The organism is Robiginitalea aestuariiviva, from assembly GCF_029537735.1.
Taxonomy (GTDB): Bacteria; Bacteroidota; Bacteroidia; order Flavobacteriales; family Flavobacteriaceae; genus Robiginitalea; species Robiginitalea aestuariiviva.
On sequence record NZ_JARPUQ010000003.1, the window covers coordinates 142,856 to 159,774 of the forward strand.

Annotated in this window: 16 protein-coding genes; 10 read left to right on the forward strand and 6 right to left on the reverse strand. The window is 44.1% G+C overall.

The window, feature by feature from the left end; translation table 11 throughout:
- Nucleotides 1-9: 9 nt before the first annotated feature.
- The 10 genes from OZ410_RS13240 to OZ410_RS13285 all read left to right on the forward strand — a co-directional run bounded on the left by OZ410_RS13240 (nt 10) and on the right by OZ410_RS13285 (nt 10,685).
- Nucleotides 10-909: a thiopeptide-type bacteriocin biosynthesis protein gene (locus OZ410_RS13240; protein WP_277708491.1), complete on the forward strand. Its 900-nt coding sequence runs from the start codon at nt 10-12 to the stop codon at nt 907-909.
- 62 nt (nt 910-971) lie between these two features.
- On the forward strand, nt 972-3,161 hold the full coding sequence (locus OZ410_RS13245; protein ID WP_277708492.1) for a peptidase domain-containing ABC transporter: 2,190 nt from the start codon (nt 972-974) through the stop codon (nt 3,159-3,161).
- A 9-nt stretch (nt 3,162-3,170) separates the two neighbouring features.
- Complete coding sequence (locus OZ410_RS13250; protein ID WP_277708493.1) at nt 3,171-4,457, forward strand: HlyD family secretion protein; 1,287 nt, start codon at nt 3,171-3,173, stop codon at nt 4,455-4,457.
- 108 nt (nt 4,458-4,565) lie between these two features.
- Nucleotides 4,566-4,841 (forward strand): transposase, encoded by a 276-nt coding sequence (locus tag OZ410_RS13255; protein ID WP_277708494.1) that lies wholly within the window; start codon nt 4,566-4,568, stop codon nt 4,839-4,841.
- 23 nt (nt 4,842-4,864) lie between these two features.
- Complete coding sequence (locus OZ410_RS13260) at nt 4,865-5,683, forward strand: IS3 family transposase (protein ID WP_277708495.1); 819 nt, start codon at nt 4,865-4,867, stop codon at nt 5,681-5,683.
- 754 nt (nt 5,684-6,437) lie between these two features.
- Nucleotides 6,438-6,776 carry a single-stranded DNA-binding protein gene (locus OZ410_RS13265; RefSeq protein WP_277708496.1) on the forward strand — a complete coding sequence of 113 codons (339 nt, stop codon included), beginning with the start codon at nt 6,438-6,440 and terminating at the stop codon, nt 6,774-6,776.
- A 71-nt stretch (nt 6,777-6,847) separates the two neighbouring features.
- Entirely contained in the window at nt 6,848-7,297 is a 450-nt protein-coding gene (locus OZ410_RS13270) for a JAB domain-containing protein (protein WP_277708497.1), read from the forward strand.
- Nucleotides 7,298-7,676: 379 nt separating this feature from the next.
- Nucleotides 7,677-8,072: a BfmA/BtgA family mobilization protein gene (locus OZ410_RS13275; RefSeq protein WP_277708498.1), complete on the forward strand. Its 396-nt coding sequence runs from the start codon at nt 7,677-7,679 to the stop codon at nt 8,070-8,072.
- A 2-nt stretch (nt 8,073-8,074) separates the two neighbouring features.
- A complete protein-coding gene (gene mobB / locus OZ410_RS13280; RefSeq protein WP_277708499.1) occupies nt 8,075-9,103 on the forward strand; it encodes a MobB family relaxase in 1,029 nt (342 codons plus the stop codon).
- A 10-nt stretch (nt 9,104-9,113) separates the two neighbouring features.
- The gene (locus tag OZ410_RS13285; RefSeq protein ID WP_277708500.1) at nt 9,114-10,685 is read left to right on the forward strand and encodes a type IV secretory system conjugative DNA transfer family protein; all 1,572 of its coding nucleotides are present in this window, start codon (nt 9,114-9,116) and stop codon (nt 10,683-10,685) included.
- A 13-nt stretch (nt 10,686-10,698) separates the two neighbouring features.
- Here OZ410_RS13285 and OZ410_RS13290 read toward each other — a convergent pair whose 3' ends face one another.
- From OZ410_RS13290 to OZ410_RS13315, 6 genes are read right to left on the reverse strand one after another with little or no spacing between them, the layout of a single operon-like run.
- Nucleotides 10,699-11,481, reverse strand: a complete 783-nt coding sequence (locus OZ410_RS13290; RefSeq protein ID WP_277708501.1) for a DUF4138 domain-containing protein — start codon at nt 11,479-11,481, stop codon at nt 10,699-10,701.
- Nucleotides 11,478-12,392 (reverse strand): conjugative transposon protein TraM, encoded by a 915-nt coding sequence (gene traM, locus OZ410_RS13295; RefSeq protein WP_277708502.1) that lies wholly within the window; start codon nt 12,390-12,392, stop codon nt 11,478-11,480. The genes OZ410_RS13290 and traM overlap by 4 nt, the downstream gene beginning before the upstream one ends.
- The gene (locus OZ410_RS13300; protein ID WP_277708503.1) at nt 12,379-12,996 is read right to left on the reverse strand and encodes a conjugal transfer protein TraK; all 618 of its coding nucleotides are present in this window, start codon (nt 12,994-12,996) and stop codon (nt 12,379-12,381) included. Before OZ410_RS13300 ends, traM begins: the two co-directional genes overlap by 14 nt.
- Nucleotides 12,993-13,838 (reverse strand): hypothetical protein, encoded by an 846-nt coding sequence (locus tag OZ410_RS13305; RefSeq protein WP_277708504.1) that lies wholly within the window; start codon nt 13,836-13,838, stop codon nt 12,993-12,995. The genes OZ410_RS13300 and OZ410_RS13305 overlap by 4 nt, the downstream gene beginning before the upstream one ends.
- On the reverse strand, nt 13,838-14,407 hold the full coding sequence (locus OZ410_RS13310; RefSeq protein WP_277708505.1) for a TrbJ/VirB5 family protein: 570 nt from the start codon (nt 14,405-14,407) through the stop codon (nt 13,838-13,840). Before OZ410_RS13310 ends, OZ410_RS13305 begins: the two co-directional genes overlap by 1 nt.
- Nucleotides 14,408-14,413: 6 nt before the next feature.
- Nucleotides 14,414-16,819, reverse strand: coding sequence for a TraG family conjugative transposon ATPase (locus tag OZ410_RS13315; protein WP_277708506.1), 2,406 nt, complete (start codon nt 16,817-16,819; stop codon nt 14,414-14,416).
- Nucleotides 16,820-16,919 lie beyond the last annotated feature (100 nt).

Below are 16,919 nucleotides of genomic sequence, written 5' to 3' on the forward strand. Positions count from 1 at the left end.
TTAGTAAGTATGAATGGAGTAGACAAATACGTGAACAATCAACGCACGTTTATCCCTGGACAATCATGGTTATATTATAAGATCTATACTGGAACAAAAACCGCTGAAAAAGTTTTAGTTGAAGAATTGATTCCTGAATCTGAAAAGTATATCGGTGATAATCTAATCGATAATTGGTTCTTTATTAGGTATTCAGACAGGGGGTTCCATATACGACTTCGATTTAGACTAATTAACCCTTCAGGGATAGGGCAGATCATGTACGAGTTATCCAAACGACTCGGTCCTTTTGTAGATCAAGATATCATTTGGGATGTTGAAATCGGTACGTATAAAAGAGAGCTTGAAAGATACGGAGAAGAGCTTATGGAATTTTCTGAATGTTTATTCCACTATGATAGCAAAATGGTGGGAGAAATATTGAAGTGTATCTATCTTGATTATTCAGATGGACTACGTTGGTTGGTAGGCCTTAAAAGTATCGATACATTAATGGATACGATTGGACTAAACCAGAGTCAAAAGTGCGAACTTATATCAGGAATGAATCAATCGTTTCTAACCGAATTTGGCGATAATCGGAGATTAAGAAAGCAACTTGGGAACAAGTTCAGAGTTGAAAGGGATAGACTCACCGAATTTATTAATCTTGAGAGCTCTTCCGACCAAAAAACACACGCTGTTATAAAAGCAATTAAGACCAGGAATGAATCCATTGGAAGACTTTTAGAGACTAGTCGGAGTTTTTCCTTTAATGAAATGTCACAGAATCGTTTGTTTTCCCTGTTAAGGGCATATATACACATGACCATGAATAGACTCTTTATCTCGGAAAACAGAAAATATGAATTGGTCTGTTATGACTTACTTACACGTCATTATAAGTCGGAGATAGCTAGAATGAAATAATTCAACTTCGGTAAAAATTCAAATAGTTCTAACGCTATTTGGGTATTTAAACCTGGAACAATTTGAGAAGTAAATTCCCTACATATATTCAGCCAAACTCAAAAGATTGTGGCCCAGCTTGTTTACAGATTATATTGAACTATTATGGGCATCAAATGTCCTTTCCAAACATTAGGGACTTATGTGAAACAACCAGGGAGGGAACTAGCTTATTTAATTTAAGTGAAGCTGCCGAGCAACTGGGTTTTAAAACAATATGTGCACGAATTAGTTTTGAGCAACTCAAAAATGCAAATCTTCCATGTATAGTCCATTGGAAGGATCATCATTTCGTAGTTGTATACAAAATAAGGAGGGAAAAAGTCTATGTTTCCGATCCCGCGTTTGGTTTATTGAAATATGACATTCAGGATTTTCTAAACGGTTGGATAGGCCATTCTAAAATACCTTCAAGCCCAGGTATCGTTTTACTTCTTGAAGAAACTCCAAATCTTAAAAATCTGGTGTGGAATGAAAAGCCTAAAAATTCGATTCGGTTTATCTACCAATACTTATTCAAGTATAAGAATTTATTAGCCCAACTTGTTCTAGGGCTACTAGTAGGAAGTATACTTCAACTTATATTTCCATTTTTAACCCAGAGCATTGTCGACATTGGAATCCAAAACCGAGATGTCAATTTTATTTATCTCATTCTTGGCGCACAACTCATGCTTTTTATTGGTCGTACAAGTGTAGATATTTTTAGAGGTTGGATTTTGTTACATCTCAGCACACGCGTTAACATTTCTCTTGTTTCTGACTTTTTTTTAAAGCTTATGAGCTTGCCGATTGCATATTTTGACACCAAAATGACTGGAGATATAATGCAAAGGATCAATGATCATAGAAGGATAGAAAGACTCTTAACCGGATCATCCCTTAGTATCCTTTTCTCACTATTTAACCTTATAATTTTTGGGTTCGTTCTCTTTTACTATAGTCCGCAGATCTTTGGTGTTTATATTTTTGGAAGTCTTATTTATGTTGTTTGGATCATCTATTTCTTAAAGAGAAGGAAAGAGCTCGATTATAAAAGATTCCAAGAACTAAGCCGCGAAAGAAGTACGGTAATTGAGTTGATAAATGGAATGCAAGAAATAAAGCTGCATAATGCTGAAAGGTTCAAACGCTGGAATTGGGAGTTCATCCAGATTAAGCTCTTTAAAGTTTCAATGAAAAATTTAAGACTTGAGCAAACTCAAGGTGTTGGTTCATCGGTAATCAATGAGTTAAAGAATATTATTATCACCTTCCTCTCTGCCGTTCTAGTAATTGAAGGTAAGATTACCTTAGGAATGATGCTCTCAATACAGTATATAATTGGACAGCTCAATGCTCCAATTGGACAACTCGTCAGCTTTATTAGAACCTACCAAGATGCTAAAATTAGTATTGAAAGACTCGCCGAAGTTCATGAGCGCGAAGATGAAGAGTCTAATCGTAAACTTCTCCATAAATCAATTCGGCCAAATCAAGATATAGTTTTCGAGAATGTATCCTTTAATTACCTAGGTAGTGAAAAGAATGTTTTAACCAACATCAATCTAGTAATACCCGCTAATAAAACCACAGCAATTGTGGGGTCAAGCGGTAGTGGCAAATCCACCTTGGTTAAACTAATGTTGCAGTATTATGAGCCGAATAATGGCAACATTAGATACGGAAATCATTTCCTAAATCAGATTTCACCGAGAAAATGGCGTGAGCATTGCGGAACTGTAATGCAAGAAGGTTTTTTATTCAATGACACAATTGCAGCAAATATTGCCTTGGGCGCTGAATATATCGATCGAAGAAGACTTAAAGAAGCGGCGATACTCGCTAACATCGATGAATTTATTAATTCGCTACCACAAGGCTTTAATACACTTATCGGTAATGAGGGAATCGGTATTAGCACTGGCCAAAAACAGAGGTTATTTCTGGCGAGGGCTGCATATAAAAGCCCATTTATATTATTCTTTGATGAGGCAACATCGTCGCTAGATGCACGAAATGAATTTATTATTATGAAAAACTTGAAAGAATTCTTCAAAAATAAAACTGCCGTTATTATTGCTCATCGTTTAAGTACTGTAAAGAATGCCGATCAAATTATAGTACTTGAGAATGGTGCAATATTGGAGAAGGGTACACACCACGAATTAGTTCAATTGAAAGGCGCATATTTCAATTTGGTTAAAAACCAATTGGATCTTCAAAGTATATAGTTGTCAAAAATGGAACAAGAAGAGCCACTACGTTCCCAAGAGGTCCAGGAGGTGCTATCAAAGCCTCCTAAATGGATTATCCGTTATGGGATTACGATCGTCTTTTTCATAACTGCACTAATCCTTTTACTTTCATCTTTAATTAAATATCCAGATATAGTCGAAGCAGAGGTTTTGGTTACAACAAGTTCACCGGCTGAGCATATTATTGCTCGATCTAGTGGAGCATTGGATACCATTTATTTCGACAATGGATCGCAGGTTAGTAAACAAGATGTTATTGGTGTTATTCGGAATACGGCTCGCACCAATGATGTTTACCAACTCAAAGGTTATATCGATACGTTTGATGTAAGTAAAGATGTTCTTGAATTTCCCGTCGAGAGCTTCAACCAATATTCCTTAGGAGACGTAGGGCCGATGTATACACTATTTGCAAATGATATTTTAGAGTATAGGCTATTGGAAAAGCTAGGAACATATAAAAATGAAATTCAAGCAAATAGACAGTCCTTAAGCGAATTAACTCAACAACTAAATTCACAAATCTTTCAAAGACGACTTTTAGAACAAGAGTATAACCTATTTCTGAATGATTTTTCTCGGTATGAAACCTTATTCTCTAAGGGTGTAATTTCTCAACAAGAAATGGAAGGTAAGAAGATTGAAAAATTAAATTTTGAGAATAGGATATCCACCATGTCGATTTCAATTTCTAAGCTTCGAGAGACTCTTTCATCCTCTAATTATATGTTAAGGTCAACTGAATTAAATCGTACTGAGGAAAGCCTCAGAATTCTGGGGTCTCTGGCCCAAAACTTAAACGCCCTGAAGAAGGCAATATTGGATTGGGAATATTCCTTCGTACTCAAGGCATCCATAGAAGGAAAAGTCAGCTTTAAGGAGTTCTGGGGGCCAAACCAATTTGTCAGTGCAGGTTTGGAAGTTTTCACCGTGTTACCAAATCGAAGTGAAGGTTTGGTTGGTAGGCTTATAATTCCTTCTCAAAATAGTGGTAAGGTTAAAATAGGTCAAGATGTTAACATCAAACTGGACAACTATCCCTATCAAGAGTTTGGGTTTTTGCAAGGAAAGGTTGTAAATAAATCATTTTCACCCGATTCCAACAATAACTACTTCGTATTTATTTCTATACCTGATGGAACTCTTACTACATATGGTGAACGACTACCCTTTGACCAAGAATTATTAGGAATTGCGGAAATTGTAACTAATGATTTATCAGTTGTAGAAAGGATTTTTAACAAGCTAAGAAAAGTTTTACAATACAACTAATCACTAAATAATGATTTGTGAGGTTGATGCTTATTTAAGAAATCCTATTGAACTGTGTAGATACCCCAAAAATTAGGGCAGTAAGTTTAATTATTAAATTTACTGTACATGACACGAAAAAAGTACACATCGAAATTCAAGACCAAAGTGGTTTTGGAGGCCTTAAAAGAGCGGCATAGCCTGGCCGAATTGGCTCAGAAATATCAAGTGCATCCTACGCAAATAAGCTCCTGGAAACGAGATTTCCTCAACGGTGCCGAGCAGGTTTTTGAATCGGGAAAGAAAGACAAGCGCAGCGAAGCCGAGAAAAAGAATGATCAACTGCTCAAGACTATAGGGGAGCTTAAAGTGGAAGTAGATTTTTTAAAGGACGCCTTGCGCTAAGACCACTGGTCGAACGCCGAAAAATGATACGCAAGGGTCATTCCAAATTAAGTATTACCAAACAATGCAAGGCGCTGTCTGTACATCGTTCAGGGCTTTATTATAAACCCAGGGGCGAGAGCGAGCTGAATCTGAAGCTGATGCAGGAGATGGATGAGCATTATTTGCATCATCCCTTTAAAGGCGCCAGACGCATGCATATCTGGCTAACCAAGGACAAAGGCTACACGGTGAGCAAAAACCGTATTGAACGGCTTTATTACCAGGTCATGGGCCTGAGGGCTGTGCTACCTGGTAAACACACCTCACGCAGATGTAAGGAGCATAAGACCTATCCTTATCTGCTCAGGAATCTGACCGTTGAACGGCCCAATCAAGTCTGGGCTACGGACATTACCTATATTCCGCTGAAGAAGGGATACATGTACCTGGTGGCCATCATTGACCTGCACAGTAGGTATGTGCTTAACTGGAGTATCTCCAATTCCATGGATGCGCAGTGGTGCAAACAGGCATTAGAGGAAGCTATTGAAGTACATGGGAAACCAGAAATCCTCAACACAGACCAGGGGAGTCAGTTTACTGCCGAAGAATTCGCAAATTACGTCTTGGGTCAGGGAATACGTTTAAGCATGGATGGCAAGGGAAGAGCAACCGACAATGCGTTTATCGAAAGACTATGGAGAAATGTGAAGTATGAGAAAATCTATCTGAATCCTCCAAAAGATGGCATGGATCTATATCTGCTATTGGCGGAGTACTTCGACTATTACAATCACAGCAGAAGACATCAATCCATCGATTATGAAATACCCGCTGATGTATTTAAAAAAGCAGCATGAATATTTATCTAAATTTGAAAGAAAGCTGTCCTAATTTTTGGGGTATCTACATTCTATATCTACCCCTTAATTAGCTACTGTTCAAGGTAAACGAAATAGGATGATTTCTTCTCTTTTCTTCAGATGTCTGAATAATCCCCAAGTAAGCCTTGGTTTAAGGCAAAAATGAGTAGTGATTAAATGTTTCACGTAATCTCTGGTGATATTTTTATTGATTTCTCTTAAATTCAATTTAGTAGTATCAAACTGATCCTTTCATTAGTTTGTTAATTTCCAATTTCTTATCAGCACAATTTTTTACTGAACTACTTAAATCCTTATTCGCAATTTTCAGTTGTTGATTGAATTTTAAGTATTTATTTGGTATTAACTACCAGTTAAATTCAGTCTAGTTTCGATCTGTCTATTCGCTTAAGCTGAACTGACTTTGCAGTTTCTGGGCCTATCTCACTTAGGACTTTCCGCACCTTTCCCGGTTCTTTTTTGATCGCAAAACACCAACACTTCCCAGTTGGCCGGACTGCATAAAGCCGGACCTCATAAAAGGTCCTTTATATAAGTCCTTTTGCCAATGCGAAGTATTGCAATTGTGTCAGCATCAAAAAAGAAAACAGCCAAGGGCATCATCAAAGACTATTCAAAAATGTATCCCATGAAACCTTTAAAGCGACGAAACCAATCTTCAAAAATTAAGGCTGAAAGTTCGCTGAATCCCTCAACATGTAAATCAAATGTTTCACTTAAATCCCGTGTTATGAACACCATCAGAAATCAAGTCCAATTAATTGGCAACGTAGGACAGAATCCTACCGTCACTACCCTGGATAGCGGCAAGAAAGTAGCCCGCTTTTCCTTGGCCACCAATGAGTATTACAAAAATGCACAAGGCGCAAAAGAAACTCAGACCCAGTGGCATCAACTGGTTGCCTGGGGCAAGGTCGCCGAAATCATCGAGTCCTATGTGACCCAAGGCAAAGAGCTCGCGGTAAGTGGCAAACTCATCCACCGTCAGTACGACACCTCCGAGGGTGAACGCCGATATGTCACCGAAGTCGAGGTCAATGAACTCCTGTTACTGGGTTCCAAACCCTGAGCACAAAAAAAGAGGGTGCTGCTTTGCAGGCGTAGCACCCTCTTAACCATTAACTCTTAATCGCAAAAGCAATGGAAGCTAAAGTTAACGAAATTCAGATTCACTACCATGAGATCCCATCCGTATTTTCCAGCGGCAAGATCGTTACCTCCCAGGATGCTTTTATCCTGCTTTGGGATACCTGGAATCAAGACACAATTGGTCTTTTGGAATCCTTCCGGGTGGTGCTCCTAACCAATTCCAACCAGGTCAAGGGTATCTTTGATCTGTCTATCGGTGGGATCACCGGAACCTTGGTGGATGTCCGCATCCTGATGGCGGTTGCCTTAAAATCCCTATCTACCGCAATGGTCCTCGCCCATAACCACCCTTCCGGACAATTGAGGCCCAGCCGGGCCGATCAGCAGATCACCCGTAAGATCAAAAAGGCGGCAGCTACCCTGGATATTCGCGTACTGGACCATTTGATTCTCTCTCCGAATCAAACCTACTTCAGCTTTGCCGATGAGGGGATGATCTAACAATCGCTACTCCACAAGAAAGCCCTTCCATAAAGAGGGGTTTTCTGCCGCGTTTTTCGAATTATTCGTATCTTCCCTTTGCGTGTCACAGCGCAATTTTGTCCTAGCGACTCTTCGATTTGACTTTCCTTTTTCGCTAGGCTCATTTACGATTTTTTAAGCCATTTAGGTCCTGAAGGAATTCAGGGTTCGACGTTTGTTTTCTATTGCCAATTGAAGACAAAAAGGAGAAGCAAGAGGGTAACCTGCGCGGGGCGGGTTACTTGTCGCATACCACACATTATCAAATAGTTATACCCTTCCAATTTACTCCCATTCTGAGGATTTTGAGTAAAAAAGGGATTAAATCACTGATAATCAATTCAAAATTTACTCAAAAATGGATAAGGAGTTCCAAAAAGAAGGATTTGTGACTTTTAAAATAAAGGAATCCGTTGCGAAGAAGTACCGCAAATTCGCTCGACAAATGGGCAGATCCAATAGCGCCGTGCTGGATGGAATGCTTGACTTTTTTGAACGCTATCAGCTCCATCCGGATGATGAACTTTCGAACCATCTCATCAAAACCGAAAAGAAGGTTTTGCAGCGCATCAATGCTGTCATTGCCATTATTAAGGACATCGAAAAAAAACAGACCCTACCTACAGTGGGCATGCTTAAGGCCCTATTTGAGGTTGACTTGGAGGCAGAGAAGAAATCACCGAAATGGGTTGAAAAAAAGTATCAGGGACGCACGCTTCAAGAGGAGCTGAAGGGACTAAAAGATAAATTTTAGTTATGTATATCACCATCACTCCACAGCGCTCCGGAGGTCATTTTGCCCGCAGTGTGGCTGACTATGTATCCTATCTGGAAAAGGAAGCTGAGGGAATATCCGATTGGACTGGTGAGCAGTTTTTCAGTCGGATGGAAGATCAGGTATCCCCGGAAAAGGTAATTTGTGAAATCGACGGTAATGCAACCAAGCTTTCCCGAAACGAGCCTCGCTTTTATGCCATCACCATCAGCCCGAGTGCATCTGAACTAAAATCCCTTGGTAATACCTCAGAAGATTTAAAAGCCTACACCCGAGAAATCATGGCATCCTATGCCCAGTGTTTTAATCGGGAAATTGACGGGCGGGTCATCCGGGCCTCGGATATCCTGTATTTCGCGCGAATTGAGCACCAGCGGTTCTATAAAGGAACGGATCGTGCCGTCCAAATGAATCAGGCCGTTGCGGCGCAAATTTTGGAACTGAAACACGAAGTCCGTCGGATTGAGCGTGGGGAGCAGCCAGGTAAGGTCGGAGCCCTTCAGAAAGAAATCCTTCGATTGGAAGCTTCGGCCCCGGCGCAGCTTGAAGGTCGGCGTATCCGGGAAGGCATGCCCAAACCCGGCCCCCAATCCCATATCCATATAATTGTTTCTCGAAAGGATGCCTCTAACCGGGTTAGCCTCTCTCCGGGGAGTAAATACAAGGCATCTACGGTGGAGTTTGGTGGGAAACTGGTCAAACGAGGTTTTGATCGGGATAGGTTTTTTACCCAGGCCGAGCGCATTTTTGACACGCGGTTTAACTACCAGCGATCCTTTACCCAACACTATGCCAACCGTAGGCTATTAAAGCGTGATCCCGAACGCTTTTTTAAAGCTTTGGCAGGATTGCCTGGTGGCGAGCGCGGGGCGGCCTTAAAAGTGCTAATCCAGGCTGGGGTTAAACTCCCGATGGTATCCGGTCCGGGATTCTCTATAACCGTTAAAGCTGCCAAGGCCCTGCGAAGGTCAGTATCGCGGGCCTTGTCCGCATCAACCATTCAATTCTAATGCCTGAAATATGCCTATCCCTTTGCTTTTTTCGAGCCTACTGATCTATACGCTACTATGGCTATTAAGCCGGCGAGCCGGACGAAAAGCCGATGCGATTCGAATCCTCCTTTTTGTATTCAGTTTGGTTCTTGGATTTATTTGGTGGAAGGAAGCCTGGCATCTTTATCTACTGATTTGGGTGTGCCCGATATTGGGTATTACCGTCATGTTATTGACCTATATAGAATCCACTGCACTAGAAGCTGCCGCTGACGTTTTCACGGTAAACCTGGCACATCGCAAAGGGGTTTTTCGATTACAGAATATGCGGCGGGGTGTTTCCGTTATTGGGGCAGCCGGTAGTGGAAAAACTCAAAGTGTGCTCGCCCAAATTCTTATACATGCGGCCAAGCAAGGACTCTCTGGGGTAATTCATGACTATAAGGATTTTGAGCTTACCGAGCTGGCTTATCCCTTACTGGATACCAAAAGGGCGCAGTTTTACTGTATTTCCTTTGATCCCGTATATCACCGGGTTAATCCCATTGCGCCCCGTTATTTGCCTTCCGCGGAAGCCATCAATGAAATCGTACATGTGCTAATTAGCAACCTTCTGGAACAAAAGGAAGATGGGCCTTCTGGAACGGGAAAGTTTTTCACCGACGCGGTAGAGGGCCTACTGGCCGGAATGATCTGGCGGCTTCGCACTGATTATCCCAGGTACTGTACCCTCCCACATCTGATTGCCCTCTACCAGCAGTTACCCCAGGATAGCCTGGTAGCTTTTTTAAACGCCAGTGCCATATCCCAGGGCCTGTCCAGCGCTTTTTTGCAGGGGATAGCTTCGGAGCGGCAGACGGCTGGTGTGATGAGCACCCTGGCCAATGCCTTAAAAAAGATATCCACCTTTAAGATCTTCTATGTGCTTTCTGAAGATGAAGTACCCCTCGGGGTGAATTCACAGGCTATGCCCACCTGGATAAGTCTGGTGAACAATCCGCAGTACGAATCCGCATATGCCCCAGTATTAGCTACGGTGATGCACGCCATAACCAAACAAATGGCAGTTCGAGGGGCAAATCCATCCTTTATTCTTATGGAGGAAGCCCCGACGATTCGACTTTATAACATGCACCGAATCCCAGCTACCTTACGCAGTTATGATATCGCTACCATCTATGTGATGCAGGATAAAATCCAGAACGATCTGATGTACGGGGAAAAGGCAGGTAAGGCCATTTTAAGCAACCTGTCTTACCAGTTCTTCGGCAAGGTAAATGATCCAGATACAGCCAAGTACTACGAGCAGTTTTTTGAGATCATTAAAAAACCCACCCGCAGCGTGAACCGCAGCCATACCATCAATTTTGACACCCGGGTAACCACAGGGGAACGCGAGGTGTCGAAAGTACGAGCGGATGTGTTTTTCCGGCTCAAGCCAGGGGAGTTTATTGCCTTCGCCGATGGGCAGGAGGCACGGATTTGGTTCGAAAAGCCACAACTGATGCGGGGATTGCCTAAGCCCCCAAAAGCCGGGGATTTGGCGGCCCATTACTCCCAAATCTATGAAGAGGCCCGATCTATCTTTCAGGCGGACTAGAATCCAGGTAGACCTACAAACGCCTTAAAAGCTTGTAAAAATGCCGACTCCCCTGATTCTCTCGTATGGAAAAGCGCAGGTACTGATGTGGCCCTAAGGTAAACTTAGGGTACACCAGAACAAATCGGGCCCTGGTGGCTTGCGGGATTACTTCCGGGAGGTTATGGACATGGATAGGTTCGAGCTTGAGCTCCTGGAAGGACGCTCTGCGAGCGGTGGTACCTAAAACCTTGAAGAGGGTAATCCTGTCTAGCTGGTAGTTAATGGCCGATTCATTTTTGAGGTCAACCCGTAGATAGGTAAAGCCTTGGTGATAAAACGCCTTTGAGACGCGAAGACCAAGCCCCTGTTCCATTTTAAATGTGTGCATCACTATTTTGGAATTCAGCATCTGTGTGCTGATTTCTTTCACTTGCTCCGGGATAGGTACTAGCGTTTTTTCTTTTGGGGATGTGTTTATGGGTAAGGCCTTTTCACCTGCATCCACGCGCCGTACAAACTGCCCTAAGCTATCGCGATAGGCCAGCACATAGGAGTAGACATCCCCGCCTTGGGTGAGCACCAGTAAATTGCTCTTGGGCCCGGGATTGGCTTGTAAGAGCCCTAGGTTTTCTGCGGATTCCCGATTGAAAGTAAAGGTAAAATGAGGCGCACCGGTTACGGCTTTTTCGATGGGGTGATCGAAGAATAGTGAGAGGACCTCATGCTGATTGGCATAAAGCGTGTCAGGGTGATTTTGTGCCATGGCCCAAGTGGATACCAGGGTGAAAAGGAAGCATAAAGGTTGCGAATTCATAATGAAGTAGATTTGGATTTAAAAACAAACATATGACCGTCCAAGAGGGTCACTTTTGGGTTTTGCTGACGTCGACGAAATACATTTTTTAGGCCCCTGAGTTGGGGAACACCCGGCAGACTGATATCTTCAGCAACCTCACCGAGGACTTGGTTCCCAGCTTCGGCGCGAAAGGAGTTTTCCAGGTAGATCCCCCGAAGCCCGTCCTGCAGATCGTAGGCCTCCCACTCAATGGGGTGGCCATTAAGATCCGAGAGCGTAATAAACAAACGGTTAGAACCAAATGAAGCGATGCCCCATGCCCGGGTACCCGACTCAATGTGGACATCACCCCATGGGATGGGTTGGCCTATTTCGACACAAACACGGGAGTCCTTACGTACGGTTTGCACATCGAGAATCCGTGCTAATATCCTGGATTGAGGTTGCTCAGCATTTGGATCTGCAGCAAAGAACAGCTGATGCTCCACTGCGAATTTTTGCCATTCGATCTCTGGTGTTGGGGTTGGAATTTCAGGGGTTCTTGGTTTTGGATCCGATAAGGGGGGTTCGGCCGGTGTCAGTCGGGGTATGCTTTTTTTGGATAGCGCTCCCCGGGCGTAGATGCTATCGATAATTCGGCTTTTTTCATATTCCATATAATCCGGATTGAAATAACCTTTCTCATCAATCATATGCTCGGGATAGGGGGAGGGCAGCACGCGCGCTTCTCGCTCGGGTGCAATGGCATCCACCGCTTCGAGTTTAGTCTTAAAGGTAGCCTCAGTATCCTCCCAACGTGGAAGAGTGGGCTTGGCGAGCGGTTCGTCGGAAGAAGCTTCTCCCCAGAGGGTATACCCATACCCAAATAGGAAAAGCACAATCAGCAGTAAGACCCCGCCGAATACTATTTTATTCTTATGGATTTTCATGGGGCAATTGTTTTAAGGATTGTTCAAAGAAATTGGTGATCAGCATACCATGGGGATTGTGCGGAAAATTGCGCTCTGTGACCACAAGGACCCCGGTGGTGATGAGTTCGTAGGTATCGGTAACAGAGGCGCGCTGCACCTCAAAACGTATTCTTGTGGTAAATGGAATGCGGGAATCTCCAAGTTCAATGCGAGAATCCACTTCCAGTACCCTTTGGGTAAGGGAGTACTGGAGCAGGCGATTGTAAAGTCCATCGGCTTTTTTCTCCCGGTAGAGTTCATTAACGCTAGCATCACCCCACCACAGGGCGCGCTCCAGGTGATCCTCAAATGTGGCCCCGTCGATACCATAGAACAGGCGGTGAAAGGCTTCCAAATGCGCCAGAGCTTCCACTTCCCGGTTGGTATCCGAGGCCGTGCGGGTAAGGGTATGGACCTCGCCTTGCGGGTCAATGGCAAAGGCATTATCGAGGGCTTCCCGGTGAATTTCATAGGCCAGCCACCCGGAAAAGCTGCTGCTGGCAAAGGCCACGAGGACCACGCTGATTACAATCAGGCGATTGATACGAAAGAGCGTATGGATATTGGAGTAGGTGAATTTCATGCACTAAAGAGTTTAAGGGTAAAGGAGGTGGCCTTGCGGTAGAGTTTGAATTTTAAAAAGACGATAAAACCCACGGAGCCGAGTTCCACCACCGGTGCGAAAACCCGGCTGCCCACATCGGTTCCAAAAAGGTTGGGCCAGAAATTAGTGTTGATTTCGCTGTAGAGCGTATTAATAAAGACATTGACCAGAAAGAAGGCCGGCACCAGCATGTACACGGCCGCGTAGAGTTTAAAAAAGTTGTAGGCCAGACTCCGGAATTTCTCAAAGACCGCCAGGGCGATAAGCAGTGGAAAGAAGGCTTGCAGGATACCGAGCAAGAAATACCGTTCAGCCAAAAAGAGTGGATAAATAAATAAGTCCACAATCCAGAGAAACAGACTAATGATAAAGGCTAGGATTTTCCAACCGTAGAGCGGAGTAACCAAGGCTTCATAAAGAAGTGCCATGGCTTTTTTTGCTGCCTCCAGGGCACCGATCTCTTCTTCGATGGGCAAATCCTGGAGTTGGAGAGGAAGTAGGGCAGGGGCGGTATCGCGATACTGGTACTCGATGGCCACCAGGATGGCATCGAAAAAAGTTAGAATCTGGGTAGAGTAGATCACCAGCAGCACAATCATTACGTTTTTGGCCAACTCCCCGGGTGAAAGGCCCCAAGTATACCCGTTTCGGTCCGCTACCCCTTCGTTGTATTTTTTAAGGATATTCACCAGAAAGAAAAGCACGGCCAGGACCTTCATTCCAGTAATGGTATACTGGGAAAAGTCGCTGGCTTTTATAGTTTGGAAAACGGCATCTATGTATTCCAATCCCATGCTTAACGGGAGTATCCAAGGGCTCATTAGTAGTTGGTTTCGCGGTTGTTGATCAGATCCTGCATACGCCGAAAGGCAATAATATCCCTGTAGCGCTCAGTCTTTTGTGTGATTTCAGCGACCATTTCCTGGGATTGCCGCTCTTTGGTGAGCAGCAGGGAGGTGCGCTCTGCATCCGACATTTTTAGAAAGTCGCTGGAGAGAATGTGATTGATGAGCTCCAAATCGTCGATGGCGGTAGTCATGATTGCCTCAAAGGAGCTTGATATTCGGGATACTTCGTCCGGGTGGATGTATGGGGAACTGAGGATTTGCCGAAGATCACCCCGGACGGTTTTAAAAAGGCGCTGGTGATTCCGCGTGAGTTCACTAGCGGCCTTAAGTTCTCGGATAACCGCATTGACCTTTACAATGTTGTCTTTCTGTTCGCGTAGGAACTCTACAGTTTTGAGTAGCTCAGCGGTTTGTTTGGCCGATTCGAAAAGGGATTTGGTCAGGCTAATAAAGTTCGTGTTGTCATATACGGGCATCCCTTGAGCGGCGCTTTGCGCTGAAAAGGTGAGGATAAGGACAGCGAGAATAACGATTCGTTTCATGATGTTTTACGTTTTAGTGCTTGATATGAATTGAGTAATGGCCGTTTGCATATTCCCAGAGGCTTCAAAAAGCCTTTGTAAGGCTTCAGATTCGGCCCCATCGGTGAGGTAGGCGGCATAGGCCTCTGGAGGAACTTCCAGGCGATAGACGTTACTTTCTTTACCGATCTTTAGGAAGAGCTCGGTGTATTTGCGTGGGCCTGAAAGGTTGTTACGCATGCTGTAAAGCTGGTTTTCGTCATGATCCGATAGATTGAGCCGCTGTTTCAGTTCGTCATACCCTTTTTCATTGTGCAGGCTATAGACCACCTGGGTGTTTTCCAGGATGCTGGCCGAGGTATGGTTTTTGGGAAGCTGATTAATACTCTGCAGGATAATCCCGATGGCTCCATTCTGTTTGCGAATGGCCTGGTAATAGAATTCAACGCTTTCCAGTACGTTGTCAAATTTCAGTTGTTTGGCAAACTCATCGAAAAGGATAATACCTTTTTCCGAGCGGTTTTTCCAGATGGTGCGCTGTATGGCCGTTTTAATCAGCTTTAGCATCACGGCCAACAGTTCCCGGTTATCACGGACTTGATCGAGTTCGAAAATGATCAGTCGTTTGTCCTCCAGGCGATAGGTTTGATCCTGGCCCAAGGCGAATAGGAATCCGTAGAGTCCATCACCTACATATTCCGAGAGCATATGCAGGATATAATCCAGGGAGAGATAGCTTGGATGAATATCCAGTTGCCGGAGAAGATCGTTCTGTTGTGCTCTTATAAATGCAACAAAGGAGCTCATCGAATGCCCGTCTCGTATTTCCAAATAGTAGTGTCGCAGTACTTTTTTAAGGGCTACAATGCCCGTGCGCTCCATAGGGGTGTCGCAGGCCAACAGTTCGAGGAGAAATTGGCATAGATCCTCCAGGTGATCCGCATCCACGGCTTCGGGGTTAACCACATAAAAGGGATTAATGCCCAGAGAGGTACCTTCTTGATACCGTAGTATGACAAACTGCTCAGGATAGAGCTGGGCAAATTTGGTATAGGAGCCGCCCAGATCGATGATGACCAGGCGCACCCCGGCTTCAAAATATTGACGTAAGATGTTGTTGGCCAAAAAGGACTTGCCTTCACCGGTGGGTGCAAAAATGGCAAAGTTGCGCGCTTTGATACGCTTTTTTGTTTCGTCCCATACATCTTTACGTACAGGGATATTAAAAACCCGATCTTGAAAAAGTATGCCGGTTTCATCACTGCGATATCCTCTGGTGTGGATCCATGGGCACAGGGCGTGTTTCAGATCGCTTACATACAGATCCGAATCCCGGAAAAGCGTCGCATAGCAGGGATAACTATTGATATAGTACTGGGAGCGATTGGCGCCTTTAGGCTGGTAGGGGCGGATATCGAGTTCCTTGAATTCTGCTTTAACCTTCGAGGCGATAGCCCCAAGACGGGATCGCATGGTATCCCAATAGTGAATGTTGAGATGCCCTCGAATGATTCTTGACTGCTCATCCTCATTAATACGCTCCAGAATGTCTTCCACCTTCGCTAGAATAACCGCGTTTTGGGATCCGAAGCGGGACGATTTTTTAAGCTCATCGATGCGCCGCTCTAGAATTTTGCGCCATTTTGCCTTATCATCCAAATAGATGATTTGGTTCACCAGGTGGTTTTCGTCCAACTGGAGGCCCAGTCCCTCTAGGAATCCCTGATGAAAACCAAAAGCGTCTGATGCGAATTGGTTGTTAGGTAAACTGGTACTTACGGTATCCCCAAAGCAGAGCTCACTATTGACGCTAAGAATATCCCAGTGTCGATCACCGATTTCCAGGTTTTTATCGAGTAAAATATCCGTGTCTACATCATGAGAAAAACCGTTGAAATAGGACCGGGTATACTCCCGAAAGGAGGGGGCGTCCATGCGGGTGAGCTGCACCTTTTTAGAATTATTGAGATAGGCCACCGAATCCTCTACTTGTCGGACAAAGGTTTTTAGGGATTCTTCCAATAGGGAGGGGATTGCAGTGGAAATCTTGCGGAAGGGATTAACCATTGCCGGATTGTTGAGCGCTTTGTTCTTGCTGTGAATGAAGAACAGGTAACAGGTATGATCCATAAAGGGCCTACCCTGGAAGTGCCTACGCGTAGCTTTTGCCAAGAAGGTGTCTCCAGGTAGAGCGCTGGATTCAAAGGCAGTTTTGAGGTACACGTCCTGTTTGTGGATGACTGTACCTGCCGGCAGGCCTTTTATCGCTTGTAACCAGGTGGCGTGCAAAGCTTCAAAATCCCCTTCCGAAAGGGTGTAGATCTCAGGTAGATCGACCTGGTAGGGAAGCACCAGGTTTCCATTACTGGCAAAAACGACATCATCCTGGATCGTTAATATGGGATGGAACCCCGCAAGCTCAATCGGCTTCATAGGTCAGATTGCTGGTTTGCTGGTTGCTAATGGAAGCAGGAAATACCTGCTGGAGGGAAAAGGTCTGGGGATTTCGAGTCAGTCGAAGTAAAAGGACATA